The sequence below is a fragment of the Gimesia aquarii genome (genome assembly GCF_007748175.1).
Classification (GTDB): Bacteria; Planctomycetota; Planctomycetia; order Planctomycetales; family Planctomycetaceae; genus Gimesia; species Gimesia aquarii_A.
Genome location: NZ_CP037422.1, coordinates 6,982,488 through 7,007,271, shown reverse-complemented (window position 1 = coordinate 7,007,271; position 24,784 = coordinate 6,982,488). Strand labels below are relative to the sequence as shown.

Annotated in this window: 19 protein-coding genes; 8 read left to right on the top strand and 11 right to left on the bottom strand. The window is 45.2% G+C overall.

What is annotated here, in order from left to right; genetic code table 11:
• The first annotated feature begins 4 nt into the window (after nucleotides 1–4).
• Both V202x_RS26405 and V202x_RS26400 read left to right on the top strand, forming a co-directional pair.
• Nucleotides 5–256 (top strand): hypothetical protein, encoded by a 252-nt coding sequence (locus V202x_RS26405; protein ID WP_145179935.1) that lies wholly within the window; start codon nucleotides 5–7, stop codon nucleotides 254–256.
• A 439-nt stretch (nucleotides 257–695) separates the two neighbouring features.
• Nucleotides 696–1,892 carry a hypothetical protein gene (locus tag V202x_RS26400; protein ID WP_145179932.1) on the top strand — a complete coding sequence of 399 codons (1,197 nt, stop codon included), beginning with the start codon at nucleotides 696–698 and terminating at the stop codon, nucleotides 1,890–1,892.
• 1 nt (nucleotide 1,893) lies between these two features.
• Here the strand turns inward: V202x_RS26400 and V202x_RS26395 are convergent, their stop codons facing one another.
• From V202x_RS26395 to V202x_RS26370, 6 genes are all read right to left on the bottom strand, one after another.
• Nucleotides 1,894–2,994 (bottom strand): zinc-binding dehydrogenase, encoded by a 1,101-nt coding sequence (locus tag V202x_RS26395; protein WP_145179929.1) that lies wholly within the window; start codon nucleotides 2,992–2,994, stop codon nucleotides 1,894–1,896.
• Between the two features lie 154 nt (nucleotides 2,995–3,148).
• The gene (phnW, locus tag V202x_RS26390) at nucleotides 3,149–4,258 is read right to left on the bottom strand and encodes a 2-aminoethylphosphonate--pyruvate transaminase (protein WP_145179926.1); all 1,110 of its coding nucleotides are present in this window, start codon (nucleotides 4,256–4,258) and stop codon (nucleotides 3,149–3,151) included.
• 1 nt (nucleotide 4,259) lies between these two features.
• A complete protein-coding gene (gene phnX, locus V202x_RS26385; protein ID WP_145179923.1) occupies nucleotides 4,260–5,054 on the bottom strand; it encodes a phosphonoacetaldehyde hydrolase in 795 nt (264 codons plus the stop codon).
• 21 nt (nucleotides 5,055–5,075) lie between these two features.
• A complete protein-coding gene (locus V202x_RS26380; protein ID WP_145179920.1) occupies nucleotides 5,076–5,648 on the bottom strand; it encodes a phosphonate degradation HD-domain oxygenase in 573 nt (190 codons plus the stop codon).
• A complete protein-coding gene (locus V202x_RS26375; RefSeq protein ID WP_145179917.1) occupies nucleotides 5,641–6,978 on the bottom strand; it encodes an MFS transporter in 1,338 nt (445 codons plus the stop codon). Before V202x_RS26375 ends, V202x_RS26380 begins: the two co-directional genes overlap by 8 nt.
• Before the next feature lie 14 nt (nucleotides 6,979–6,992).
• The gene (locus tag V202x_RS26370; protein WP_145179915.1) at nucleotides 6,993–8,150 is read right to left on the bottom strand and encodes a TIGR03364 family FAD-dependent oxidoreductase; all 1,158 of its coding nucleotides are present in this window, start codon (nucleotides 8,148–8,150) and stop codon (nucleotides 6,993–6,995) included.
• A 278-nt stretch (nucleotides 8,151–8,428) separates the two neighbouring features.
• Here V202x_RS26370 and V202x_RS26365 point away from each other — a divergent pair, with 278 nt between their 5' ends.
• Nucleotides 8,429–9,598, top strand: a complete 1,170-nt coding sequence (locus V202x_RS26365) for a substrate-binding domain-containing protein (RefSeq protein ID WP_197993110.1) — start codon at nucleotides 8,429–8,431, stop codon at nucleotides 9,596–9,598.
• Nucleotides 9,599–9,662: 64 nt separating this feature from the next.
• On the opposite strand, the gene V202x_RS26360 is transcribed toward V202x_RS26365, so the two are convergent.
• Nucleotides 9,663–10,214 carry a GNAT family N-acetyltransferase gene (locus V202x_RS26360; protein ID WP_145179911.1) on the bottom strand — a complete coding sequence of 184 codons (552 nt, stop codon included), beginning with the start codon at nucleotides 10,212–10,214 and terminating at the stop codon, nucleotides 9,663–9,665.
• A 286-nt stretch (nucleotides 10,215–10,500) separates the two neighbouring features.
• On the opposite strand from V202x_RS26360, the gene V202x_RS26355 reads away from it, so the two are divergent.
• A complete protein-coding gene (locus V202x_RS26355) occupies nucleotides 10,501–14,028 on the top strand; it encodes a PVC-type heme-binding CxxCH protein (RefSeq protein ID WP_145179908.1) in 3,528 nt (1,175 codons plus the stop codon).
• A 235-nt stretch (nucleotides 14,029–14,263) separates the two neighbouring features.
• Nucleotides 14,264–15,754, top strand: a complete 1,491-nt coding sequence (locus V202x_RS26350) for a hypothetical protein (RefSeq protein ID WP_145179906.1) — start codon at nucleotides 14,264–14,266, stop codon at nucleotides 15,752–15,754.
• 29 nt (nucleotides 15,755–15,783) lie between these two features.
• On the opposite strand, the gene V202x_RS26345 is transcribed toward V202x_RS26350, so the two are convergent.
• Both V202x_RS26345 and V202x_RS26340 read right to left on the bottom strand, forming a co-directional pair.
• Nucleotides 15,784–17,472, bottom strand: a complete 1,689-nt coding sequence (locus tag V202x_RS26345; RefSeq protein WP_145179904.1) for a GH3 auxin-responsive promoter family protein — start codon at nucleotides 17,470–17,472, stop codon at nucleotides 15,784–15,786.
• Nucleotides 17,473–17,571: 99 nt separating this feature from the next.
• Nucleotides 17,572–17,778 carry a small basic protein gene (locus tag V202x_RS26340; RefSeq protein ID WP_145179902.1) on the bottom strand — a complete coding sequence of 69 codons (207 nt, stop codon included), beginning with the start codon at nucleotides 17,776–17,778 and terminating at the stop codon, nucleotides 17,572–17,574.
• A 331-nt stretch (nucleotides 17,779–18,109) separates the two neighbouring features.
• On the opposite strand from V202x_RS26340, the gene V202x_RS26335 reads away from it, so the two are divergent.
• The 3 genes from V202x_RS26335 to nrdR all read left to right on the top strand — a co-directional run bounded on the left by V202x_RS26335 (nucleotide 18,110) and on the right by nrdR (nucleotide 20,451).
• Nucleotides 18,110–19,609, top strand: a complete 1,500-nt coding sequence (locus V202x_RS26335) for a sodium:solute symporter (protein WP_197993109.1) — start codon at nucleotides 18,110–18,112, stop codon at nucleotides 19,607–19,609.
• A 19-nt stretch (nucleotides 19,610–19,628) separates the two neighbouring features.
• Complete coding sequence (locus tag V202x_RS26330; protein WP_144990222.1) at nucleotides 19,629–19,811, top strand: hypothetical protein; 183 nt, start codon at nucleotides 19,629–19,631, stop codon at nucleotides 19,809–19,811.
• 184 nt (nucleotides 19,812–19,995) lie between these two features.
• A complete protein-coding gene (gene nrdR, locus V202x_RS26325; protein WP_144990220.1) occupies nucleotides 19,996–20,451 on the top strand; it encodes a transcriptional regulator NrdR in 456 nt (151 codons plus the stop codon).
• A 14-nt stretch (nucleotides 20,452–20,465) separates the two neighbouring features.
• Here nrdR and V202x_RS26320 read toward each other — a convergent pair whose 3' ends face one another.
• Complete coding sequence (locus V202x_RS26320; protein ID WP_145179897.1) at nucleotides 20,466–21,890, bottom strand: DUF1501 domain-containing protein; 1,425 nt, start codon at nucleotides 21,888–21,890, stop codon at nucleotides 20,466–20,468.
• Nucleotides 21,891–21,892: 2 nt separating this feature from the next.
• Nucleotides 21,893–24,505: a PSD1 and planctomycete cytochrome C domain-containing protein gene (locus tag V202x_RS26315; protein ID WP_197993108.1), complete on the bottom strand. Its 2,613-nt coding sequence runs from the start codon at nucleotides 24,503–24,505 to the stop codon at nucleotides 21,893–21,895.
• Between the last annotated feature and the right edge of the window lie 279 nt (nucleotides 24,506–24,784).

Below are 24,784 nucleotides of genomic sequence, written 5' to 3'. Positions count from 1 at the left end.
CAAGTTGAGTTTGAACAATCCCGAAAATGAAGAGTCTACCCAGACTCCTACTGAATCTACCAAATCTGAAGTGAATACCAGGGAGATTCGGGTTCGTTTTGGAAAATATGGAGCGGGACTGATGATGGTGTTGGGCTTCGCCTTTCAAGCGTTTTTCAATTCGCCCCAAAGTCAAACCCAGCGGATTACTGAGTTGGGTGTACTAATGCTGGTTGGTTTCTTACTAGGATGGGCTTTTGCACGCATCCGATTTTGAAGCCTTTATGATTACCGCGTTCCAAATTGTAAATATTGCATTTCCAATTGTGATCTGATAACGATTGCAAATTCTACAAAACAGTTTTGATTCATTCCACACTCTGCTGTTACGGTAAAAATTTCAATAATGTGCTATAAGTGATTAAACAAGTGAGACTTAAGCTGAATGCACTAGAGTCTTTAGAAGACCAAATTTGCTTTTTTCCAATCATTGGTCTCATGTTTGCATAAAAGAAGTTTACCTGTCACCAACCCCTTTCGTCTGAATCGGATTCACCGACGATGGTTTCAGGTGACTCGAACCACAGGTTCAGCAAGCGATCAAATCTCAAAACCCCATTTCGAGTGATCGACCCAAAACTATCCCATTACAATCAATTAAGAGTTTGTCAGCCAAGACCCGCATCTTTGGCTGCATCAATAAGGAACAAGAGGGCATGGAAGCTCAACTTTGTCGTTGTCTCATTTTGTGTTTGGCTTCATTCATTTCGCTGGGAGCCTCTTATAAGACTCCTAATTTTGTCACACATGCACCAACTCCAGAGATTGCCAAACAGATCGGCGATGCTGCAGAAATCTACCGAAAAGAGTTAGCCATTACCTGGCTGGGTCACGAATTACCAAAGTGGTATGCCCCATGTCCGATTAAAGTCAAAGTTGGTAACTATGGTGCAGGAGGGGCTACTACTTTTTCCTTCGACCGTGGCCAAGTGTTTGGCTGGGACATGCAGATTCAGGGAACCTTGGAGCGAATCCTGGATTCTGTATTACCTCATGAAGTCAATCATACTATTTTTGCTTGCTACTTTCGTCGTCCACTTCCGCGTTGGGCTGATGAAGGAGCTGCTACGATTGTAGAACACGAATCAGAGAAAAAGCGTCAAAGATTATTAAACCGGCAAGTGATGGGAACCAATCAGCGTATTCCTCTCAGGCGTTTGCTGTCGATGAAAGAATACCCATCAGAAATGCAACAGGTCCTCACACTTTACGCTGAAGGATACTCACTTGCTGATTTCCTGCTGCAAGCCGGTGGTAAAAAACGTTATTTGATGTTTCTGGAAGACGCACATAAAAATGGCTGGGATGAAGCGATCGCCAAGCAGTATAAATACAAAAATGTTGAGCACTTGGAACAACATTGGAGTAAGTGGATCATCGCTGGTAGCCCTTCTTTACAGCTTCCTGCTGACCAACAACTTGCAACCAACGAACAAAAACCAGCTATTGGAAACAAAAACCTTGTAATTCGATCACAGAGCCCGGATGACGAAGAGGCAGAGGCTGCTTTATCACAAGGCGAACAAACAACATTGGCAAGCCTGGATGGGCAAAGAGATCAAGCTTTACGTAAGTCACGACCACTTCCCATTGAATCACGAATTCCTTTTGATGGCCGCAGAGTAAAGAGTCATGAGCATCGTTCTACGGTAGCCTTTGTTCCCGAATCAAAGCGGATCCCACGCAATGTCCTGGATCAGAAAAGAGAGCAGTCAGTGCGTGCCCAAGTTCGGTCCCAACCAAAGCGAATTGCTGAAAACAGGGGTTCTCAGTGGCCTGCCAAGCGTTTTAATCGAGTTGCGAACCCTGGCGGTGGTATCAGTCTAGGTGAGTCTGCCGAAATTGATTTTTAGATCAAGCCTCAAGGTTCGGCAGAACGGCAACCCGATAAGAGCGTCGATTTGCTGATTCAGCAAATGCAGCAGACACATCTTCCAGAGAAAATGTCTGTTCGCAAAGTCGATGAAACGGATAGGTTTTTTGATGTCGTTCAAGAAAGTTCAGCGCATTTGCGAGATCAAGGTCGATATAATTGTGAATTCCTTCTAGTCTGATTAGTCGACGCACAATATTTTCTGCTGGAAATTGAACCGGTCGCGCGGGGTATACCGAACCGACGAGAATCATTGTGCCACCAATGGCAGTTGCTTCCAGACCACTCTCAATGACTTCTGGTACGCCCGTCATATCAAACACAAAATCGACACCTCGACCTTGAGTCAAATGTTGGATCTCTGCATGCAGAGGCTGCTCTTTTTTTACTAACAATGTATGATTTGCTCCAAATTCCAGGCTCTGTTTGAGACGTGATGCGTCGATGTCTGTAATAAAGATGGATTCAGCACCTTTCGAATGTGCTACAGCCGAGGCAGTCACTCCCAGCATTCCTGCACCCAATATTAATACGGAGCGATTTTTAACATCGCCGGCAAGTCGAAACGCGGCCATAACAGTTGCGGTCGCACAATTGGCAGGACTGGCAATCAGATCGGGTAGTGATTCTGGTACTTTGAAAAGAGTCGTGCCTTTGGCCAGATGGCAATGGCTGGCCAGTCCACCACTCAGGTAATTTGCGTCTGACAGTTTCTGATGACCATACTTGAAGAGTCGAGAACATTTTTGTGTTAGTCCACGTCGACAGTATTCGCAGTCTTTGCAGGAAACGGCAACAGACCAGGTAATTCGATCACCAACTTTGACAGGACGTTCCAGAAAATCCACGGTCGGATATTCAGGGTGCATGTCGACTACGCGTCCTACCATTTCGTGCCCGAGTATGGTAGGGCAGGGAGTGGAGCGTGTACCTTGAAATGTATGCAGGTCACTCCCACAAATTGTGCAACAGAGAATTTCTACGAGTACTTCACCAGGCTGTAGTTCAGGTTGCTCTACAATAGAACATTCTAGTGTAGGCTCACTTCCTGTCAGAACGATCGATTTACATTGAGCATTCATATTTTTATATCTAATAATAATGATGAAAATAAAACTGTTCGAAATATATAACGCTATGTGTTAAGGTTCTAAAAGAGACAGGTTGATGGTTTTTTTATAGGCTTTGTACTGATGAGCGAAAAGTGTACTTCTTTATCACATTATAAAACATACTCTAGGAAACTGTGATCGTATGTAATACCTGTTCAATATGTTCAACCAAAGCCAACATGTCGTCAGGAAATACATTTCCAATATTTCCAATTCGAAATGTTTCGGCCTGACTTACTTTACCCGGGTAGATCACATAGCGGCGTTTTTTTAACTCGTCGTAAAATTCGTTGAACGAAAACTGTGGATGCTCCGGATAATAAAACGAGGTTATGATTGGCGATTGTAATTCGCGCGGTAAGAGCGTATTCAAACCTTGTTTTTGCATCGCAGTCACTAGTGTAGATTGATTTTCAGAATAACGGTCATATCTCTGCTGAATACCTCCTTCCGTTTCCAGTTCTTTCAAGGCTTGGAGAAAGGCACAGACTACATGTGTAGGAGATGTGTATCGCCATTTTCCTCCTTTGTGCTCCATTTCATTCCATTGACTAAAAAGATCCAGACTCAAAGAACGTGCGAAACCAGCCGTTTGTTCTAACATCTTCTGGTTAGCGATGACGAAACCAAAGCCGGGAACGCCTTGAATGCATTTGTTGGCTGATGATATGAGATAATCAACATGATGTGATTCCATTGAAAGTGGAATTCCACCGAAGGAAGACATGGCATCTAGGATATAATCTTTTCCTGCTTCAGCGACAATCTTTCCGACCTCAGCTGCTGGGTTCAACATACCTGTTGTTGTTTCGCAGTGAACCATTGCCACATGGGTGATTTGATTATCGGTTGCCAGGTAATTTCGGATTTCATCGAGATCTGGTGGTTCCGTTTCGGGGTACGACAACTCTTTCAGACTGATATTCAAACAGCGAGTAATTTGTGCGATACGTGCTCCATAAGCTCCGTTGGAAATCACCAGCAACTTTCCATCAGGAGGAATCACCGAGCCGATAGTTGCTTCAACGGCAAATGTACCGCTTCCCTGCATGAGTACGGATGTGTAGCCTGATTCATTAGTAGCAAGTTGAACCAGCCGATTGCGGATCTCCACCACACGTTGATTGTAGTCAACATCCCAGGTCGAATAGTCAACCTGCATCGCTTCGCGCACACTCTTTGTTGTGGTCAAAGGGCCTGGTGTCAGTAATAAGTAGGGAATCTCTGCATCCATCTTAATATTCTCTCGATTCAATTTGATCAATGATTTCTGGAAGTGTATTCAATGTTGGAATGACGAAATGGGCGCCTGCATTTTTGAGCTTGGTTTCTGCGGCGTGTAGTCTTTCTTGTTGTTGTTCGCAGTTTAACGCTTCAAATTCAGAAAGCGTTAAACCTACCTCACTGCCTGTTTGTGTCAGACCTACAGTCCACGTTCCCGCGTTCAGACCTGCTTCAATGTCAGGAATGGTATCACCGACTTTGATGACCGAAGTGGGGGGAAATACATTAAGGGCCTCCATATTTCGATAAATCATCCAGGGAGCAGGCCGCCCTGCAGGAACTTCATCTGCACACATGGAGAAATCGGGGGTATAACCATGGGAACTCGCAATCTCCAAGATCGGTTCTGCAACGATTCGCGGATAACCGGTCGTTGAGCCAATTTTCATACCCCGCTCCCTTAGCAGGGATATAGTTTCGCAGAGACCGGGAACGAATTCAGTATAGTTAAGCGCTTCTGTAACTTGCAGAGGCATAAATGTTTCGTAAATGTGCTCAACGTCTTTTTCTGCCCAGGGCTTCTGATGCACCTTCTCCCACTGCGCGGCAATTTCTGGGATTTGAAAGAGATTGCGGATGTGATCTTGCTTATGCAGGCCCATTGGCCCCCGTGCTTGTTGAGGCGTCAGTTCCACACCACAAGTTTGAAATGCTTTAATAAACGCGGAGATCGGGGCAAAACAGCCATGGTCGATAGTCGTGCCTGCCCAGTCGAAAATAACAAGTTGAATTTTTGATGCCTTCATAATGACTTTCGATTGATAAAATTACAGAGCTTGTTGTTCCAGAACTCTGTCGACGTAAGTTAAAAAATGTTCCAGTTCCGGTGTTTTATAATTGGGGATTTTTGCAGCTTCATCCCAACTGCGGAGACGTAGAGCTGCCGCATGCCAGGGATTATCTTCGAATATTTTCAGTTCTTCTTCTTCAAAGGGTCCTCCCTGGAGTTGCAGGCTCAGTACTGATGCTGGTGACAATTGCGAATGGTATTGGGGGTCTAAAGCACAACGGTAGCGTTTGGCAGCGACATGCAAACGGATTGGTTCGGTCACATCAGGAGGAAAGTATTGAAGCAGCCACTGTGCACCAATGGATTCATGTAGATCGTCTATGCCTTGTTCGGCACAGTCTTCATCATGTTTGTGTAGTAAATGACCAATATCATGTAGTAAAGCGGCAACAATTAATTCCGGAGCCTCTCCTGCTTGTTCTGCAGAAAAAGCCGCTTGCAATGCATGCTCTGTCTGTGTGACTGGTTCGCCGGCATACATCGAATTCCCTTTTTCAGTAAAAAGTAGCCGGATTTCTTTGACGATCTTGAGCGGATCATGTTTAAACATCAGGGACCTCGCTGTTAGATTTGGGTAAGAGTGCCTGAGCAAGATTCATTTCCCGTTCCTGAATTAACCAATACACAATACCGGCAATGATGGCTGTACAACAAACGCCTGCCAATCCACCAAAGGCCATCTTCCAACCATAATTTTGGGCAATCATTCCAATCGTATATCCAGATAGAATACCACCTAAATAGCCGGCAGAATCGACGAGACCTGCCACCGTCGAGCAACCTCGTTTTCCTCCCAGGTCAATGGCCATCACACCGGAAAGAAAGGAATAGGGGGCCATTAGAAAAAACGCGACTAGTGAGAGAAGCGTGAGAGCCAGAATTGGTTTTCCAGAGACATTGATAGTGGCGAGTAGTATCAACGATAAAACCAAGAGTACTAAACTAGGGAGCACGACCCGTCCATGTCTTCCACGTAATCGGTCCGAAGTGATTCCTGCCAAATATGTTGAGCAGCCTCCCACAAGAGGGAACAACATACTACCGATGGCAGCACTCCCGATATCAAATCGGGCTACTTCGTTTAGAAATGTAGGCGTCCAAAAGTTGAAGGTTTCACGCACTAAAGTGAGGCTGAAATTCATGATGCATATCAGCCAGAATAATGGACTGGCGAGTAATGGTTTTAAAACTGCTTTAATCGAAATGCGTTCTGCATGATTTCCTTCTTCGCCAAAAACATTCATGGGGTTTGCGTCAGGTTCAGGTAAACCCACATCGACCGGACTTGAGTTTAATGTTCGATAAACAAAGATGGCAATCAAAGTCAGAGAAAATGCGGCTACGAAAAAAACCGTTCGCCAATCCGTAAGAAATCCGAGAAGGGAATAATTTTCTCCGATTGAAATTAAACTGCCCAGATAGAATCGAGCGAACGCGTCTCCAAATAAGAAAGAGAGTGATAGGATCGCCATCACGGTTGCATGTCGCTCAACAGGGAACCAACGGGACGCAGTTTTCACCAGTGCGACCCATCCCATTGATTGAAAAAAACGATTACATGCCCAAAGGAAGATAAAGAATATCAAACCGGAGGCGAGTCCGAACAGAATCGAAAATAGGATTGAGCAAATCATGCCCATCAAGAAAAGTAATCTGCCGCCAAGGAAGTCTGCCAGATAACCATTGATGATTTTACCAACTGTATAAAGGATGATGCCCGCTGAGGCAACAGTCCCCATTTCGATTTTTGTAAATCCCTCTTTTAGCAGTAATGGCGTGGCGACAGCGAGATTAGAACGGCAGATGTAATAACCGACATATCCCAGGAACAGACTCAGCAGGGTCATGCGTTGCCATTTTTTTGAAGTGTCTTTAAACATCGAATACTGCTTAATTAGAGGGAGAGTCGGCTGATGTTTTCTTTTGCCAGTCCGGGGCCTGTTGTCATCCCTTTGCCACCGATACCGGTGATGAGATCAATTCGTTCACTCAGAGAGTGCTGAAAGAGCCCAGCTGATTTTTCTTCAGTATAAATGCCAGACCAGCGATCTGTGACTTTAAAATCTAGATTTACAAACATATTTCGTGCATAGTCTATCATCTTCGATTCAATCTCGGCTGACAGAAACTCGGTCGGCGGTTCCTCAGAATATTCATGTGAATCACCCAAAATAAATTCGTTGTGCTCATTTTGAGTGAACCAGATTTGAATGCCTCGTTCTTGTAAGGCTTCGTCTGGTAATTCCAGAGAAACTCCTTGTGAAAACTGAGCATTCAGAAATGCGGGATAACGTGTGAGTGCAATGGGGGAGGCAATGTTGACGCCGAGCATTCGATTATTGGGATTTGCCAGCTTGAGCATTTGCAGCTTGCAATAATGGAGGTTACTTTCAGCATAGACTTCCGGAAACAGTGTTTGTAGATCGGCTCCGGAGCAGGCAAAAACCTGCTGAGCATAAAATTGTCTGCCATCGGCTGTTTTAATTTGATTATGATTCTTACGTTCTTCTACAGAAACGACCGTTGCTTTGGGAAGATAGTCACAGTCAGATGAGCTGGCGAACCAGTTGATAAACGCACGAAAGAACAATCCAGGGTCTAACTGTAAATCATTCGGAAAGTAGAGACTTCCTTTGCAGAAATCCATATTCAAACAGCAACTTGATTGAACTGTTTCTTTTGAGTTTCGAAACTCCGCCGGACAATATTCATCATGTTGTTCCTGCGCCATACGTTTCAAAAAAGAGGCTTCCGCTTCTGTATGGGCCAAATACTGTGTCCCGACACGGCGGATGTGAACTCCCAGCAGGTCAGATAATTCAGAGTAGATCTCACAAGAAGCCAACGCTCGATCTCGCCAGATGCCGGGTGGCATGGCACTTGGAATGATCAAACCGAAATTTCTTACCGATGCTTGTTGTGGAAATACACCTTTGTCAATTAACAGCGTTTTAAACCCTCGTTGCGTGGCGAAGTAGGCATGAAAAGCGCCCAGAACACCTGCACCGATCACAACGACATCGTAATTACGCTGATAAGGTTGAGTCGACATGCTTTGCGAATCTGCAGAATCGGGATGAAAATTGAAAACGAAACAAGTTGGGGTCTGAGGAGAAGAACAGGAAAACTTCCCCCCAGACCTCTTTCAAACTTTGTTCTAGATTGAAAATTATGTAAGACTCAGTTCAAATTACAATGACAAATTGCGCAGTATAATTGATAATATTTACATCATCTTCATGACTTCTTTAACAAATCATGCCTGGGATCCCCTATGGGGAATTCGGTAAAAGCGCAAATAAGTTCCATTCGCAGTTCAGGAAAGATCCTATGTTAAGGTTCCCCGAGCGTCGCAAGATTGCTTTATTGGTGCAGACTTCCAGTGACTGGAGTCGACAGGTTATTGAAGGGATAGCCGACTATGCGACCGAGCAAGGGGGGTGGGATTTTTGGATTGAATTTCGAGGTTTGAAGGAGCAGCTTCAGTTTCCCACTTCATGGGAAGGGCACGGGACTATTTGTCGCCTGACTGATACCCGAATCCAGCAATCGATTATTGAGCGACACTTACCGGCGGTCAATGTTTCGTGGCTTGGAAAGCATTCACAAAAAATTCCCAAAGTTGTTTCGGATGAAACTGCATGTGCGAATTTGGCAGCACAGTTTTTTTTAAAGAAAGGGTTCCGCTCATTTGGTTACATTGGTCCCGACTCGAATTCGAACTATCCAGAGACAATCTTGAACCAGTTTCGACGTGCAGTCAAATTGGCAGAAGGAGTTTGTTTTGATTTCCCTTATTATGAGCTCACAAAAGAGGCAGACTATGAAAAACAGCAACAGCAGTTGAAACAATGGTTATGGGAGCTCCCGAAGCCAGTGGCATTGTTAGTTTGGTCGAGTAAAGTGGGACGGGAAGTATCTACTGTTTGTGTGAATCATCATCTGGAAATTCCGGATCAGGTTGCTATTCTTAGTATTGAGCATGATCCTCTGATGTCCTCTCTTTCACCAGTCCCACTTTCCTATATCAATCAGGCTCCTCATGCGGTAGGTTATGCGGCGGCAAATCTATTAGACCAGATGATTCAAAGAAAGCCTGCACCCAGGAAACCAGTTCTGATTCCCCCCTTGTCGATTGAGGAACGCGCTTCGACCGATACTTTGTTTGCAGATGACGATTTGGTCAGAGAAGCGGTTCAGTTTATTCGCCAACATGCTCAGGAACCATTGCAGGTATCCGATCTCACACAGCAATTGAATGTGTCCCGCCGCATTTTAGAGCATCGCTTTCAAAAGTCGTTGCACCGATCTCCGGCGAGTGAAATTCGACAAGAGAAATTAAAACGCATCACAAAATTATTACAAGATACAAACTTAACCATTTCACAAATCGCAACACGTTGCGGATTCCAGCATCAGGAAGCGATGATTCGGATGTTTGGCAGACTGATGGGTATGTCTCCCCGTGAATATCGGCAAGCGAACCATTCCCAAAAGTAATCAAACTCTCTGGATAAATGATATCTTTACGACTGGCAAAGAATCTTCTGGTTCGGAGAAGGCATCAGTTTTGCTGTAAATTGTCTCTTTCTTTGCTTGTGATGTGATAGAGAACGTGTTGTCGTAACGGATCTTTTTCTAATAGAGCCGGATGATCAAAATCGCAGAGATAAGACATACCGATTTTTTCCATCACACGCCTTGAAGCTAAGTTTGCAGGGACCGTAAAAGAAAAAATCTCACTTAGTTTGCATTGCGTAAATCCAAACTCAAGTGCAACGCGTGCGCCTTCGGTCGCATAGCCTTGATTCCAAAAGGGAACAGCCAAACGCCAGCCAACTTCGACACAGGGAGTAAAATCAGCTGTGAATTGGGGAACAGCTAGACCGATGAATCCAGCAAATTGACTGGTCTTTTTCACTTCTACTGCCCAGAGACCAAATCCGTGTTCCTCGAAATGAGCGGTAATCCGCTTGACCATTTGTGAACTTTGTTCGTAAGAAAGAATGTTTGGAAAGTGCTTCATCACCCGCGGGTCCTTGTTCATTTCTGCAAAGGGAGCCACATCGGTTTCAGACCACTGTCTTAGAATGAGTCGTGGAGTTTCTAGCGTCATGTGTTTTGATTTTCATCGGAAGCTTACAGATTTGATCAATCTAAAATATGTTGATGAATCTATGGTAAGACCAATTTGAATTCAATTCAGCTTTCACTCCATAGAATCCGCTACTTTCGCGTATGATAATCAATAAAACTCACGCAAATCACGCTCAAAATGACAGAGTTGACTCAATCGAGATTGAATTCAGTGCCGCTGCTTGCTCAAATAGATTAACAAAACTAAATAATTCGAAATCAAAGAGTTTCGAATAACTTAAGAGCGCTTCTATGGAGTATTTTTGATGAGATTTTTTTGTCTGATCGTATTTTTTACCTTAATTCACGTTTTTAATCCCAATGTGCTTTTGGCCGCTGATTCTGACAGCACACCGACATTGATTCAGGTCCCCGGTACTTGGGAAGCGCAAGCAGACGGGAAATTTTCAGACCTGGATGGTTTTGCCTGGTATCGCTGTTATGTCAAAGTTCCCAAAAACTGGGCCGATATGACCGCACGTCCGCTCTGGCGCGATTCGGTAACACTTTCGATTGAGAAATTAGCGGATGCACATGAAGTCTATATTAATGGGACACGCATCGGCCAAATTGGAAGTTTTCCACCTCAGTTCGAGAGTGGTTATGAAAACTATCAACGCTATAAGGTTCCGCCGGGAACATTGAAAATAGGGCAATACAATACGATTGCCATTCGCGTCTATAACCAGAATGGTCCTGGCGGTTTTCGCGGCGTGCCTCCGATTCTAGCAGGTTACTTTCTGGAATGTGTTCTCAAAGGGAAATGGGAATTTTTACCAGGCGACAATCAAAAATGGGCGATTGCAGGATTGGAAACGAAACCGAATGCAGCCGCTTTCGATGAATTCACACCGGCGACTTCAACTTTAAAACGTTCTACCAAACTTTCTCCGGGTCGAAGATTGGCTCCCGAAAAATCAATGGAGTTATTTGAAACCGACGGTGATATGGTTGTCGAGCAGCTACTGACAGAACCAATGATTGGACAACCACTGTTTATGAGCTTCGATGAACGAGGTCGCATGTGGGTCGTACAATATCGGCAATATCCTTATCCCGCTGGTTTAAAAGTGTTGAGCCGCAATAAATATTATCGGATGGAATTCGATCAGGTTCCTCCACCGCCACCAAAACATTTTCCCGGTAATGATCGAATTACGATTCATGAAGATACGAACGGCGATGGTAAATTCGATGAGCATAAAGTATTCGCGGGAAATTTGAATATCACCACTTCCGTAGTCAAAGGGCGGGGTGGTGTGTGGGTGCTAAACCCACCTTATCTTATGTTTTATCCAGATAAAAATAATGATGATATTCCTGATGCCGACCCGGAAGTACATTTAAGTGGGTTTGGAATTTCTGATACTCATTCGGCTCCGAATAGTCTGCAGTGGGGGCCTGATGGCTGGCTCTACATGGTGCAGGGAAGTAACGTCGTTTCTCATTTAAAAAACGGCGATAAGCCCAAAGCAAAATCAATTTACTGTGAAGGACCAGCGATTTGGCGCTATCATCCCGAGACAAAGCGTTACGAACTCTTTGCTGAAGGAGGAGGAAATGCCTTTGGTCTCGAAGTCGATGCAGAAGGGCGTGTTTACTCTGGTCACAACGGAGGGGGCACTCGTGGTTTTTATTATGTGCAAGGTGGATATTATGAAAAAGGAACCGAACGAAAATACGGCGATGTCAGTAATCCCTATGCGTTCGGTTTATTGCCATACATGAAGCATTCAGCGACACCCCGGTTTAGTCATGCACTTGTTAAATATGAAGGGGACACTCTCCCAGAACAGTATCTTGGCAAGCTATTGTCCGTCGACCCGCTTCATCAATATCTGGTATTTTCCAAAATTGAACCGTTGGGTTCTTCTTTTCAGACGGAAGATATCGGCTTCCCGTTGCGTAGCACGGATTTTGGTTTCCGACCTGTTGAAATTAAAGTCGGTCCTGATGGTGCAGTCTATGTGGCTGACTTTTACGAAGAATTCATCGCACACGGCCAACACTATCAAGGACAAGTCGATCCAAACTCCGGACGTATCTATCGCTTCAAGGCAAAGAATGCTAAGCCTCGGAAAGTTGAAGATCTCAGTAAAAAAACAACACGTGATTTGCTTGAACTATTGAAGCATTCCAATGAATGGCACCGACGCACAGCACTAAGGCTCATTGGTGACCGTAAAGATCAGTCAGTGCTTCCCATTCTCAAACAATGGATCAAGGAGGACGAGGGACAACTTGCGTTAGAAGCATTTTGGGCATTGAATCTGTCTCAGGGATTTGACGAGACAATCGCCGAAGCAACTTTAAAGCATGACAATCCAATGGTACGTTTCTGGACCGTGCGACTCCTTGGCGATGATATGGTTGTCTCCACCAACATGCGGCAGAAACTTGTCGAATTAGCGACTGAGGAACCCAATGCAGAAGTGCGTGGTCAGCTGGCGGCAACTGTCCGAAGATTGCCTGCAGATGTCTGTTTGCCAGTGGTAGATGCCTTGGTACGTTTTCAAGAAGACATCAGCGATCCGCATCAACCTTTAATGGTCTGGTGGGCACTTGAATCCAAGGCTGTGTCTGACCGTGATCAAGTGATAGAGTTGTTCCAAAATCAAGAATTCTGGAAACAACCACTTGTACAATCGACAATTCTGGAGCGATTGATTCGGCGTTATGCCACTGCTGGTACCCGCACCGATCTGATCACTTGCGCCAGGCTATTCGAATTAGCCCCCGATTCTGTATCCAGAAAAACATTGATGACAGGTTTTGAAAGTTCGTTCAAGGGGCAGTCTTTAGCCGGTTTGCCTGAAGCACTGGTGCAAGCACTCGCTAATGCCGGCGGTGGCTCTACGACTTTGCAAATACGATTGGGGAACAAACAAGCTTTGCAGATCGCTTTAGAGGTATTAAAGTCTCCCGGTAAGAACCGAGGACAGCTCATCGAATATATTCAAGTGCTCGGCGAATTACAGGAACCTCAAGCGCTTCGCCCGATGCTGAAATTGTTAAGTACAACAAACGATGCAGGACTGCAGACCGGTTTATTAGTTGCTTTACAAAAATTTAATCAACCCCAAGTCGCTCTGACAATCCTCGAACGTTATTCTGCGATCACCGCGGACGTGTTAGAAGTCGCTCAGAACACACTCGTGAGTCGAAAAGACTGGACGCGCGCATTTCTGAAAGCAATCGAAGCAGGACAAATCGAGTCTAAGGCAATTCCTATAGATATAGTTCGTAAGATGACGATTCATCAAGATCAGCAAATTGCTGCCTTGGTTGCCAAGCATTGGAAAGAAGTGCAGGGTGCTTCCAATCAACAGATGCAGGCCAACATCGCCCGGATTTCAAATTTACTGAAAACAGAGAAGAGTGATGTCTATCATGGAAAAGAGCTCTATCAAAAAAATTGTGCAAAGTGCCATATTTTGTTTGGTGAAGGCAAACGAGTGGGGCCTGAACTGACTCAGTATAAACGTGATGATTCTTTACGCATGCTGATGCATATCATCAATCCGAGTGCAGAAATTCGCGAAGGCTACGAAACATATCTTGTGATTACCGAAGATGGCTTGGTGGTTTCTGGGTTCTTGTTTGACCAGGATAAACAGATTGTTGTGATTCGTGGTGCCGATGGTCAAAATGTGACGATCAAACGGGAAAATATCGATGAGATGATCAAGCAACCCAAGTCACTCATGCCCGAAGGTCTGCTTGACAAACTCAGTGACCAGGACCTGCGTGATTTATTTGGGTTTCTACGGAGTAGTCAACCGGTTTTTAAGTAGCAGGTTCTGAAAGTGAAATTTCATGAACGACTCTAAGCAGTGATGCCGTTGCGCACTTGGTGGTTGTTCAATACTATTTTCGGGGTTAAATCCGTGTTGGCGTATATGAAAATCAGAATGATTTGTTGAATACGAAGTCATTCCCGGCTACGATCGATTCGGCCATACGAAATAGAGCCTGTCAGGGGAATGCCCATTATTATCCTGAAACAGCGAACAGAGGGAGTATTGGATAATGACTTACCGCATCGTTATCGCTTTAATACTTAGTTCTCTCGTCACTTTCTCTCTACAAAATTCACTCTCTGCAGAATCGCGTACTCTGCCAATTGAACCGATTGAAATTGGCACCATGCCCCAATTTGTTTTCGACGGTTACATTGTCGATAACTATTATGCTTTGAAATACAAACAGCAATCGATGGAACGCATTTTTCATGCGCCAAAAAAGCATGGCATGAATCCACTCATTTCCGGTGAAGGTGGCTATGTCAATGTTCGCCGTGATTCACAAACCGGACGGTTTCAGATGTGGTATCAGACCCATGCCCCGAAGCTAGATGAGCAAGGAAAATTCATCGGCGCGAATTATGCGATTGCCTACGCAGAGTCCAAAGATGGTTTAAACTGGAATCGTCCCAGGCTGGGCTTACTAAATTGGAATGGGACCAAAGACAACAATATTGTCTGGAAAGGCATTACCGACAAACGTGCCAGTGGACCATGTCTACTTGATGTACCCGAAGGGGAAAGAAAAGGGTATCGTTACCTGATGTCCTACCATACTGGAGGAGCCGGTAAAGGGATGAATGGGATTCGTGTAGTAGGTTCACACGATGGTATTCATTGGGACAAATCAAGTGACTCGCTCTTGGCAGAACTACATAGCGATACGCTGAATAGCATCGTCTATGATCCCATTTCCAGGCAGTATGTAATGTATTGCCGAGCGAAACATATTTACCGTACTTTTAAAGGTTCTATTCTCGACACAGGAGCGTCACGGCGCGTCGCAAGGATGACAGGACCATCAATCTGGGAAGAGTGGGCCACCGAACCCCAGAACATTCTGGTTCCGGACGAACTTGATAATTCGAATCAATTCAAATTTTTTTATGGAATGCCCGTTCGCTATCATGCGGGCATCTTCTGGGGCGCTTTATGGCCATTTAAAATGAACACAGATATTGTCACCGAGCTTGCATTCAGTAGAGATGGCGTTCAATTCGAGAGACTTGCTTCCCGTCCGCAACTGATTGCACTTGGAAAAGAAGATAGTTGGGATGATGGAATGGTGTTTGGAAATCATTGGATCGAAGTCGGTGATGAATGGTGGTTTTATTATGCCGCTTTTGATGGTCCACATGGTGATTCAACCGATCGAAAGTCGGGTATCGGCTTGGCGACTACTAAAAAAGAACGTTTGATTTCATTACGTGGTCCGCGTGATGGTGGAGTGATAATTACCCGAAAGATCAATTGGGGAGGAGAGAAACTGGTTCTGAATGCGAATGCGAGTCAGGGAGAAATCAAAGTCCGTGTCTCTGATGCAAAACGGAGAGTACTGGATGGATTCGACTACGATGACTGTGTCCCATTTCATTCTGACAATGTTCGCCACGAAATCCATTGGAAAAAGCAGTCCATCGGTTCTCTCAAGGGACAAATTATTCGGCTGGAATTTCTCCTGCTGAATGCAGATCTGTTTACTTTTCGCGCGGATTAATGAATTCCAAACTAACCATTCGGTATGAGTCAGCCTGAAAATTGCGCTACAATTTGATCTGCATGGTCTAGTTCCGGTATCAGGCAGGGATGTTTGTACTGCTCGATACTGCCTCCCAGTTTTTTCTGTCGTTCCTCAGCGAAACGATTCCAGGTTCCTTTAGGGAGTGAGCAAAGTTCTGGTGGAGCAAGGCGGCCTGATTGACGTTTTTCTTCGTATTCACAATTGGCCTCTTGAAGCAGTGTATCAATTTGCTCTAGAAGATCTGGGAGTTTTGTGGTCGAGAGGGAAACTGATTCTTCGACGAGCAATTGGTAGTGAGGTGGTTTGTCCCACTTGGGAATAAAGGAGTATTGACCGATTTCGAGTGACGTATTTTGAATTGCTTTTCGGACAGAGTCGACGACTTGTGATTCTGTAATTTTTTCTCCCGTCAGATTAGAAATATGCGCCCCCTTATGGAGAAATTCGAGCATTGGTGTCGTTTGATAAAACCCGGTACAACGGACGACATCGCAGATATGATAACGATACAGGCCCGATGGTGTGGTCAGTAAAATAAAGTAATTCTGACCAGATTGAAGTTGATCGGCCGTTAAGACATTAGTTGAGGTTAGCGGATCTTCTGCTTCTGGCACGAATTCAAAAAAATGAGAGGTAATGTCCAATACTCCGGTGGAAATTCCTGATTCAAGAGGAATCGTCATACGACCTTCGCTGGCCGAGAGCCCATGATCACGGATCGGTAGATTGCCATAGTACGGGGTGAGTTGTGATAGATATGCACCAGCACTCCCCCCCATCCAAACAGCAAGTAAAGAAAGGTCAGGCCAGAAATCACGTGGGTAAAGATGTCCCGTACGTTCGATGATTCTTGTCAGTTGCCGCGCACGTTGTTTCTTTTTGCGGCTGAGACGAGGCTTCAGTTTTCGGTATATCTCTGAGTCGAGCTCTTCTGCACCTGTCAGTGTTCCATCGAAGATATCGCGAATGAGCGACTCTCGATGCTGGTCCGTGAATTGCGCCATGTGTAATAGTGTGCTGGGATTTGCTGTGGTGACCATACCTACGTAAGGGTCAGCCAGCGATAAGCGGATCGCTGTGTAATATTTTAGGTATGCCTCATCAATTTGTGAAACTTCACTGGGTACAGTGTAAAGCAACTTCACAACCCGACTTTGCATCGCAGCAACCAGTCCGCTGATATTACCACAGGGGGTTCCACCGGGGGTTCGAAACTTATCAAAATTGCTGGAGAGTTGGACAATGTTTTGATATTTTAATTTTGGGTAGTCGTTGTAAGCGAGGATGCCCCAGTTCTGCCAGCCCTGGCGATAATCTTTGAGGAATGGTTCGGTAATCGGAATAAATTTGGAATCCGAGGTCGTTCCGCTACTCAGAGTAAACATCAAGAGACGATTGGCTGCTCCCAGCAATGCAGAGGTCTCTCCGTTTTTGACCCGATCAATAAATGGGCGAAAGCGTTCATAATCAGAGACCGGGAAGCGAGACTGAAATTCTTCAATGGTGCAGGCTTCGTTCAGCTTCCATTGGCGACTGAAATCACTGTTGGCATTCAAGCTCAAAATTCGACGAAGCGTTTGCTGTTGGACTTGTCGACAGTCATTGGTTAGAGAAAGAAAGGAATTTGCTGCGCGACGATATCGGCGTCGTGTGAATGTGCCTCCAGCAGCTCGTAGCAGATACAGGGTATGCATTCCTTGCTCCCCGGTTGAATATGACTACTCTGAAAATCGACTTGGTAGAGGAGAGTGTCAACTATATGACAACTCTCTTTCCACCAGTAAACCAAGTGACTAATCGTCTGAATCTTCTTCTTTCTTCTTTTTCTTCTTCTTACCAATAGAAATTTTTTCAACTCGAACTTTAGGTAAACCGAGCGCACATTGACCTTCAACCCAACGGTCTTCGAACTTTAATTTTTCAATTCGCTCTGCGCGTTTCAGTACGTTGCGTGTACGTACCAGCGAACTTTTACTCTTCAAACTTTTGTCGAGTGACACGGTGTCATCCCCTCTTACTTAAGATGTTATTTCGATGACAGTCGGTTACTATGGAAATTGACTGTCAAAACTGGCATAGTGGTATAACTTTCGCAAGATGAGCTGAATCCAGCATACTGGTCAAAAGGTGAACCCCCCGTGACGATTTGCGAAGCGACATATGGTAAAACGAATCAGCATCGATTGCAACCGCTGACAAATGAAACCTTTCAGCTGATTTACGTGAAGTCCCGATTTTCTTGCCTGAAACGATGACCGAAGGAGACCTGTTATTTCTCTTTACGATACAAATTTCACCTGGTTTGATTGGTCCATAGTCGCTTGCTACCTGTTGTCATCAATCGTAATTGGTTTGTGGGCCAATCGTTACGTCGGTAATCTTTCTGATTATCTGGTTGCGGGGCGTAAACTACGTCTTAGGCTCGCGCTGGCAACAATGACCGGGACAGAACTTGGATTGGTCACGGTCATGTACATGGCGGAACTTGGTTTTATGAAGCAATATGCTTCTTTGTATCTCGCATTTCTGGAAGCAGGGGCCGTGTTACTCATTGGGATAACCGGTTTCGTGGTCTATCGCTTACGTGCTTCTTCGATCATGACAATTCCCGAATATTATGAGAAACGCTATTCATCCCGTGTTCGAATTGTGGGAGCCACGGTCATGGTCGTTTCAGGTGTCTTGAATATGGGGTTGTTTTTGAAAGCAGGTTCTCAGTTTGTGACGGCAATTTCTGGGATGCAGGATGAAACATCTCTTAAACTGATCATGACCGGACTGTTGTTGCTTGTACTCTTTTACACAGTATTGGGGGGCATGGTATCTGTAGTCATCACCGACCTGATTCAGTTTTTGATTCTGGGCACTGGTATGGTGATTGTCACGGGGGTTGTATTCTGGTCGATCGGTTGGGAAGGTTTCTCGGCAATTGTGACAACACAAAATGGTTATTTTAATCCTTTTGATTCGCACAACCCTTCCGGTAAAGGGCCAGGGATTGGCTGGTTGGAGATCATCCAGATGACAGTCGTCATTGGGTCTGCAGCAATGCTATGGCCGACGAGTGCCGCCAGAACACTTTCCTGCCAGAGTGCGGAAGTTGCTCAGAAACTTTATACTTTAAGCTCGGTTTCATTTTTAGCACGACGTGCATTACCTGTTTTCTGGGGCATTGGCACATTTGCTTTTTTTGCTTCACAGCCGGCGCTGTTCGCTGAATTTGAAGAAGCCGTCAAGACGAATGCCTCAATCACTTCGTTATCAGCTATGCCTCTCTTTCTGGCGAAAGTAGTACCTACAGGATTATTAGGACTTGTGACGGCGGGTATGATTGCCGCTTTTATGTCGACTCACGACAGCTACTTGCTCTGCTGGAGTGGTGTCATTACACAGGACATTGTGGCACCGCTTGCGGGGCCGATGAGTCAACGTTCTCGAATTTTGCTAACTCGAATTGCGATTTTCATCATTGGCGCGATGTTGTTGACTTGGGGGCTCTGGTATGAAGTCAGCAGTGATTTGTGGGGCTATCTTGCTGTGACAGGGACCGTTTATCTCTCAGGAGCCATTCCTACTGTAGTGGGAGGCTTGTACTGGAAACGAGGTAGTCAGGCAGGGGCTCTCGCAGCGATTCTCGGTGGGCTACTGGGTCTTTCGGCAATGGGGCCTTGTGTGGGATATATTAATGAAAAATTCTCATTAGGAGTGAATGGAACACACCTTACTCTAATAACGTTTGCATTTTCTATCATACTTTACATTGCTGTGTCTCTCATATTTCCTGATAAAGCACCTCAAACAGAGACAGTAGAAACGAGCACTTTTTCATAATCTCCATGAAAGAAAAACGATGTATGCGTGGATGACGATTTGGACGCTGTTACTGATCATCAGCGGTTTGGCTTTTCTGGTTGTACTAGGGTACGTTGCCTATGGAGTCAAATCAGAACTCCTTGAAACCTTAAACGATCTGAAAGAGGACGTTGCTGACTCACAGGCACATGAAGAAATTCTGGATCGTCCTATTGAATAGCTCTGTAACATCATGTTTATGCGACTGAGCTATGATGTTCGTAAACCTCTAAAATTTCAGGATTTCCGAAATAATTGACTGGTGTATCGGTTTCGATCATGTTACTTTTAGTCTACAAGGAGCGGGCCTTCTCGGAATGTGAAGAGGTGGTTTCGTAATTTAACTACCAGGAGTCGCGTCGTTTATGATGTGCCCTTTTTGTCGTGATGGTGAGACGAAAGTGATTGATTCTCGTTTGAGTCAACCTTTCAGTGTGCGCCGAAGACGAGAATGTCTGGCTTGCGGTAAACGTTACACGACTTACGAAAAGATTGAAGAATCACCTCTGAAAGTCATCAAGAAAGATGGTGCACGTGTTCCCTTTGACCGTACCAAGATGGTGAAGGGTATAGAGACCGCCTGTTATAAAAGGCCGGTTAGTCCTGATAAAATTGAAGCACTCGTATCACAAATCGAAGCTGAAATTTATGAGAACTTCGATCGCGAAGTTCCCTCACGTTTTATTGGTGAGCATGTTTCTGCGGTTTTGAAAGACGTCGATCAGGTTGCCTTTGTACGGTTTGCATCAGTTTATCGCAACTTCACCGATGCGAACGATTTTGTGACCGAGATCCAACCCATGTTACGAACTGATGATTAATTAGTAACTGTGGATCAGGCGATAATTTCAGGAACGACATTTCCGGCCACGCCGGTGACTCGCATGTCGAGACCTTGAAATTTAAAGGTAAGACGTTCATGGTCCATGCCTAACAAATGCAGTAAGGTGGCATGAAAATCATTCACGTGCATTGGGTTTTCAGCGACATGAAATCCGATATCATCTGTCTTGCCAAAAACGAACCCGCGTTTCACACCGCCGCCTGCCATCCAGACTGTATAGGCATCTTTATGGTGGTCACGACCAGGAGCCTTTCTGTCACCTTGAACCATGGGGGTTCGTCCAAATTCAGCACCCCAAACCACGAGTGTATCATCCAACAGACCTCTCTGTTTCAGATCGCTAATCAGGGCTGCAATGGGCTGGTCGACTTGTTTGCACTTCTTTTGAATGTTTTTGACGAGACTTCCATGATGATCCCATCCCTGATCAAACAATTGCACAAACCGCACACCCCGTTCCACAAGCCGTCTGGCTAACAGACAGTTATTCGCAAAACTTGCTTTACCAGGTTGTGTACCATATTGCTCGTGAATATGTTTGGGTTCGTTGGAAATATCCATGAGTTCCGGGACTGCAGATTGCATACGGTAAGCCATTTCATATTGGTTAATGCGCGTTGCGATTTCCGGGTCACCAACATCAGCCAATTGGACTCTGTTTAATTGATTCACACTGTCGATAATACGCTTGCGGTCATTACCAGTCATGCCTTTGGGATTGGAAAGAAATAATACCGGGTCTCCCTGTGAACGAAATTCGACACCCTGATAAATGCTGGGCAGGAAACCACTGCCCCAGAGGCTGTTACCGGCTCCCGCGACGTTACCAGTAATTAGCACTACGAATCCAGGAAGATTATTATTTTCCGAACCCAGGCCATAATTCACCCAGGATCCAAAAGAAGGGCGACCGAATCGTGAAAAACCGGTTTGAAAAAATAGTTGGGCGGGTGCATGATTGAAATGATCGGTTTTCAAAGAGTGGATCATGCAAAGTTCATCGGAGACGGTTCCCAGATGGGGCATCAATTCTGAGACATTGATGCCGGCTTCTCCCTGTTGCTGAAAGGCGAACGGACTTCCCATCAATTTGGGTTGCTCACGAATAAACGCTAACCGCAAACCTTCCCAGAGTTTGTCGGGAACGAGTTCTCCGTCCAGCTCTTGTAGCTTTGGTTTGGCATCGAAAAGATCAAGGTGTGAAGGTGCACCCACCATGTGCAGGAAAATTACGTTTTTGGCTTTCGGAGGAAAATGCGATTTACGGGCTGCCATCGGATTTGTGGCTGACGGAGCCGCTGCCTGCAAGCTATCAGTTAATAAGGCTGTCAACGCAGCGCCGCCTACCCCCATTCCTGCGCGTTGAAAGAACTCACGTCGGGTATAATTCAGCAATTGCTGCCAGTGGTCGTTCATTATTATCCCTTTGTAATTGTTTCATCGAGATTCAACAGAATGTTGGCGATATAAAGCCATGCTGCCATGCGTGTGGCGCCCACTCCCTCAGGACGATTCTCTGCCGAGATTAGTTTTTGGGCTGCTTGGGGATGTTCCTGAAAGTATTTTAATTCTTGCTGAAACACTTTCGTCAGAAGGTCCACTTCTTCCGTCTTTGGTTTACGGGCTACACAGAGTCGGAATGCATAGGTAACCCTTTCGCGATCACTTAGATTGGAAGCGATGTCTTTTGTTGCCAGTCGTTTTGCCAGACCAACGGCAATTTCAATATAAGCGGGATCATTTAATAATGTGAGTGCCTGCAGAGGAGTATTGGTTCGCGAACGATTGATCACGCATGAACCTCGATCAGGTGCATCAAAATTCGTAAAACTGGGATAAGGGGCACTTCGACGCCAGATCACATACACACCTCTGCGGTAGCGGTCTTCTGTTGTAGAAGTGAGATACTTGGGAGCATTACGGCCGACATGTCTCCAGAGTCCCTTTGGTTGTGGCGGATAAACGGGAGGCCCTCCCATTTTAGTTGAAAGTAAACCACTAATGGCCAGTGCATTGTCTCGAATACTTTCTGCCGCAAGTCGTAATCGTGGACCGCGCGTATATAACTGATTATAAGGGTCTACTTCCAATAGAGCCGGAGTCACTTTTGAAGATTGTTGATAGGTAGCCGACATCACAATCAGTTTGTGGATATGTTTCATTGACCAGTTGTGCTCCATAAATTCAACTGCTAGCCAATCAAGTAATTCAGGATGAGTGGGAGCATCGCCCTGGCTGCCAAAATCTTCTTGAGTTGCTACGATTCCATGCCCAAAAAATTGAGACCACCAGCGATTCACTGTTACACGGGCAACCAGTGGATTCTCTCTGGCGACCAACCATTTCGCGAAAGCGAGACGATCTGGTTTCCTGTTCGTTTTTAGAGGATGCAGGGCATCTGGAGTTTGTGGTGTGACTGCGGCTCCTTTATTAAGAAAGTCACCTCGTTTGAAAATGTGATTCATCCTCGGTTCTGACATTTCAACCATCACTAATGTTGTGTCAGGTTCAAATGCTTTTAATGCGTTTCGAATACGATTGAGATCTTTTTCTAAAGTAGAGTAAGCTTTGTCTTGTTTTTGTTGAAAACTTTTTAACTCTTTTTTTTGTTTGCTTGTACGTTTTTCAGAATTGGTACGGAGAATTTTTTGAACTGTTACAGGAACTTTTGTGCTTTCTTCACTGTTTTCCAAAAGTGCGAGCATAGTTTCTTCCCACTTTGGTAGCGATTCAACCAGCGCTTTTTGCCGGGCGTTTAATTGAGTCTGAACAGCTAATCGTTGTTTGGTCAGTTCGTCCTTTGTTTGTTCTGCCTTCTTATCCAGAGGTAAGGCCAGCTTGGGGCCGGTAACTTCAAATGTCACACTTTTGCCAACCTGTTTTACTTCCAAAGGAGTGTTGTTAAAGAACGCAAAAATTTGATAGTAGTCCTGCTGTGAGAAAGGATCATATTTATGGTTGTGGCATTGAGCACATTCGAACGTGGTTCCCAGCCAAACCAGTCCGGTAGCGTTCACGCGGTCAAAAATCTGATTGACACGATTTTCTTCCGGGTCAACTCCTGCTTCAACATTACAGGTGGTGCAGCGGTGAAATCCGGTGGCAATTTTTTGGTCGATGGTCGCTTGTGGCAGGAGGTCACCCGCTAATTGCTGAATCGTGAACTGGTCGAAGGGGAGATCCTGATTGAGAGACTTGATAACCCAATCGCGATATAGCCACATCTCGCGTAATTGATCTGCCTGAAAGCCGTTCGAATCGGCATAGCGTGCCAGATCGAGCCATTGCCGTGCCCACTTTTCTCCATAGCGCGGAGATTGTAACAGAGAGTCAACATACTTCTCATAAGCTTTTGGCGAAGGATTTTTTTCGAAAGCAATTACATCCTCAAGTGTCGGAGGTAACCCGATCAGATCAAGAGAGACGCGCCGCAGTAAACGTGCTGGACTGGCTGGTTCTGCTTGCGAAAGCGGTGTCTCCTGACTTCGTAGTTTTTCGACAATAAAAGAATCAATAGGATTGTTGATACGAACTTCACCTTTGAGAACAGGTGGCATGTTTTTGACAGGTGGCACATAAGCCCAGTGCTTAGGCTCTTCTGACTCTGTTGGCCAGTGTGCACCCTGATCAATCCATTGTTTCAGAGTTAGGATTTCCTGACTGGAAAGACGCTCGCCTGCATCAGAGGGTGGCATCTGTTCTTTTTCATTCTGCGTTGAGATACGATGGTAAAGTATGCTTTGATCACTTTTGCCAACAACAATTGCTGGTTCACCAGAATCATTTCGGAGCAGGATGTTTTTGCGGCTTGTGAGTCGTAAGCCCCCTTCGCGGTCATCTGGACCATGACAGTCCAGACAATGTTTAACAAAGATAGGACGTACGGTTTTTTCAAAATCGATTTGCTGCTTAACGATTGGTTTTGTTGCTGATATAGAATCGGACCAGCATACAGACGAAGTGCAGAGAATGGTGGCCAACATTATTGGGGGGCAACAAATGACAGATCGCATACATTGAAAAGCATACATACGCATTCAATCCCTGACAGTTAAACTCCAGTAGAACTGCAATTACCTGCAGCATGTCCTGGTAAAATAATTGTAGGTCTTGCCGGTCCGTCAGAACGGTCTAATTCGGGAGACGGTAGCCAAGCACCATTGCCTGACGGGCTGATTCTATAGTCTGGTGGGTTGTGATGATTGATTCTTCACAAGGGGAGAATCAATATATCAGGATATCTTCAATTACTGGAAATTTCAAGTTTTTTATCAGTAGACATTCAAGGTTGAACCTTATGAAGTCAATGT

What these genes read in the sequence shown, in the direction of transcription:
- V202x_RS26380 (WP_145179920.1), bottom strand. Translation starts at nt 5,648, where the DNA reads ATGTTTAAACATGATCCGCTCAAGATCGTCAAAGAAATCCGGCTACTT.
- V202x_RS26315 (WP_197993108.1), bottom strand. Translation starts at nt 24,505, where the DNA reads ATGTATGCTTTTCAATGTATGCGATCTGTCATTTGTTGCCCCCCAATA.
- V202x_RS26350 (WP_145179906.1), top strand. Translation starts at nt 14,264, where the DNA reads ATGACTTACCGCATCGTTATCGCTTTAATACTTAGTTCTCTCGTCACT.
- V202x_RS26365 (WP_197993110.1), top strand. Translation starts at nt 8,429, where the DNA reads ATGTTAAGGTTCCCCGAGCGTCGCAAGATTGCTTTATTGGTGCAGACT.
- V202x_RS26370 (WP_145179915.1), bottom strand. Translation starts at nt 8,150, where the DNA reads ATGTCGACTCAACCTTATCAGCGTAATTACGATGTCGTTGTGATCGGT.
- phnW (WP_145179926.1), bottom strand. Translation starts at nt 4,258, where the DNA reads ATGGATGCAGAGATTCCCTACTTATTACTGACACCAGGCCCTTTGACC.
- phnX (WP_145179923.1), bottom strand. Translation starts at nt 5,054, where the DNA reads ATGAAGGCATCAAAAATTCAACTTGTTATTTTCGACTGGGCAGGCACG.
- V202x_RS26360 (WP_145179911.1), bottom strand. Translation starts at nt 10,214, where the DNA reads ATGACGCTAGAAACTCCACGACTCATTCTAAGACAGTGGTCTGAAACC.
- V202x_RS26345 (WP_145179904.1), bottom strand. Translation starts at nt 17,472, where the DNA reads ATGCATACCCTGTATCTGCTACGAGCTGCTGGAGGCACATTCACACGA.
- V202x_RS26375 (WP_145179917.1), bottom strand. Translation starts at nt 6,978, where the DNA reads ATGTTTAAAGACACTTCAAAAAAATGGCAACGCATGACCCTGCTGAGT.
- nrdR (WP_144990220.1), top strand. Translation starts at nt 19,996, where the DNA reads ATGATGTGCCCTTTTTGTCGTGATGGTGAGACGAAAGTGATTGATTCT.
- V202x_RS26330 (WP_144990222.1), top strand. Translation starts at nt 19,629, where the DNA reads ATGTATGCGTGGATGACGATTTGGACGCTGTTACTGATCATCAGCGGT.
- V202x_RS26320 (WP_145179897.1), bottom strand. Translation starts at nt 21,890, where the DNA reads ATGAACGACCACTGGCAGCAATTGCTGAATTATACCCGACGTGAGTTC.
- V202x_RS26355 (WP_145179908.1), top strand. Translation starts at nt 10,501, where the DNA reads ATGAGATTTTTTTGTCTGATCGTATTTTTTACCTTAATTCACGTTTTT.
- V202x_RS26395 (WP_145179929.1), bottom strand. Translation starts at nt 2,994, where the DNA reads ATGAATGCTCAATGTAAATCGATCGTTCTGACAGGAAGTGAGCCTACA.
- V202x_RS26400 (WP_145179932.1), top strand. Translation starts at nt 696, where the DNA reads ATGGAAGCTCAACTTTGTCGTTGTCTCATTTTGTGTTTGGCTTCATTC.